Below are 1,703 nucleotides of genomic sequence, written 5' to 3'. Positions count from 1 at the left end.
TCCGATCTCTGTGGTCCTACGACTCGCGCCGGGTGACCCAGCAGGACTTCGTGTCCGATCGACGGTTGTGGCTCACCTCGGAGTCCCAGTACGCGGACGGCGACTCCGTCGCGGGCCAGGTGCCCGACCCGGTGCTGTGGTCGCGGATGCGCGACACCGACCAGACCTCCACGGCCAACGGTGTTGCCGCTCACGGCCCCGACGCATAAAGCAGGGGGAGACCGGGCGGGAGCGCATCCCGGAGGTGGAGGAGGCGGCGCTGCTGGGTGCGCTCGCCGGACTGGTGGAGGCCGTGGTGGACCTGGCTTCCACAGCGTCCGACCGGACGACCACGATCGACAGCAGGGCTGTGTACCGCAGGGCGGGTGCGCGGCTGCGGGACCAGGCCCGGTACCTGCGGGACGACGAGGGCAAGGTGGCGGCGCGGGTGGCGCCCGCCGGGCCATCGAGGATGCCCTGACCCGGCGGGCGTGGTCACCGGGCGGTGAACGGGCGGGTCACGAAGCGGTGAACAGAAGGGCAACCAGACGGCCGTCGGCGTCGCGGGCCTCGTAGCAGCCCGCCGCCCCGGCGTTGACCGGGAAGGCCAGCACGTTCGCGCCGGTACGTTCGTCCACCGTGACGTCCACCCAGGACGGCATGCGGCCGGTCGGGTCGGCGGTGGCGAGCTCTGCCTCGACGTGCGTCACGAAGACGTCGAGGTCCGGGAAGGCCTTCGGGCGCGGGCCGTCGAAGCGCAGGGCGCCCATCGCGGTGTCGTCCCAGAGGAAGCCGAGGTCGGGGCCGAGCGGCTGGTAGTCCTCGAAGGCGTCCTCGAACTCGGCCTCGGCGATGACCTCGGGCTCGGCAAAGGGGACCAGCGCCATGATGACGAGGGCCAGCTCCCGCCCGCGCTCGGCGTCCTGGCGACGTACCACGCCGACATGCACGGGGTGGGTTCCGACGGGCACGTCGTCGCAGGTGAACCACTCCAGCGCGTCGGGGCTGCTGAAGACCAGCCCCGAGGTGACGGTCAGGTCGGCGGCGCGGTGGAATTCCTCCGGGTGCTCGCCGAACAGCTCGTCACTGTATGTCTCGGCCAGGTCGCGGAGCAGGGTCTCTATGTTCATGCCGATGATGATGGCAGCCCCCGCCGACAGTGCGACGGGGGCCGCCGGGTGGTTCGAGCGCCGGTCCGGTGACGGATCGGTGATGGTTCAGCGGTGGCTCCGAAACTGCACACCTGCTGGTAGGTCAGCCGGTTCTGCCAGGTGGTCTTGTCGTCCGTCACCCCGCCCAGCGACCGCTGGATGACGGTGTCGGCGCATCACTGGTCGCCCACCGAGCAGTCCCCGTCGCCCGGATAGACCTGGGAGGAGTTCTGAGTTGCGACCCAAGGGCGCTTCAAGGTCCTGGTGATCAGCGGAAGTTGCTGGTCGCGACGGAGCGATGCGGGCTGGCCCGGCCGTTGCCAACGCAACGAGGCCCCGGTTGAAGGGGTGACCTTGCCAAGTCGGCCTGCACCGGAGCCTCAATGTGCCGTCAGTCTGCCACCGTCTGCCTCCTCAAGCCGCACGTTCGTCAGCACGGCACGACGAGTGACCTGGCGGAGCGGTTGCGGGACCTGGCCGATCCCCGGCGGCGTCGCGGGAGGCGTCACCCGTTCGAGAGCGCACCATCTCATACAGAGGCGCCCTTGGTAGCGCCGAACAGTACCTTGGTCT

General features: G+C 70.1%; 2 protein-coding genes and 1 pseudogene. 2 read left to right on the top strand and 1 reads right to left on the bottom strand.

Annotation, left to right across the window (positions count from 1 at the left end):
• Together C2142_RS37215 and C2142_RS37210 are read left to right on the top strand one after the other, a co-directional pair.
• Positions 1-209: pseudogene (locus tag C2142_RS37215) on the top strand (hypothetical protein); the annotation flags it as partial.
• A 35-nt stretch (positions 210-244) separates the two neighbouring features.
• Positions 245-460, top strand: a complete 216-nt coding sequence (locus C2142_RS37210; RefSeq protein WP_148647159.1) for a hypothetical protein — start codon at positions 245-247, stop codon at positions 458-460.
• A gap of 37 nt (positions 461-497) precedes the next feature.
• Here the strand turns inward: C2142_RS37210 and C2142_RS37205 are convergent, their stop codons facing one another.
• Entirely contained in the window at positions 498-1,109 is a 612-nt protein-coding gene (locus C2142_RS37205; RefSeq protein WP_148647158.1) for a hypothetical protein, read from the bottom strand.
• Positions 1,110-1,703 lie beyond the last annotated feature (594 nt).

Source organism: Streptomyces sp. CB01881 (genome assembly GCF_002953255.1).
GTDB lineage: Bacteria > Actinomycetota > Actinomycetes > Streptomycetales > Streptomycetaceae > Kitasatospora.
This window is presented reverse-complemented; position numbering and strand designations above follow the sequence as displayed.

Coding starts and splice junctions, on each gene's coding strand:
- C2142_RS37205 (WP_148647158.1), bottom strand. CDS start 1,109: ATGAACATAGAGACCCTGCTCCGCGACCTGGCCGAGACATACAGTGAC.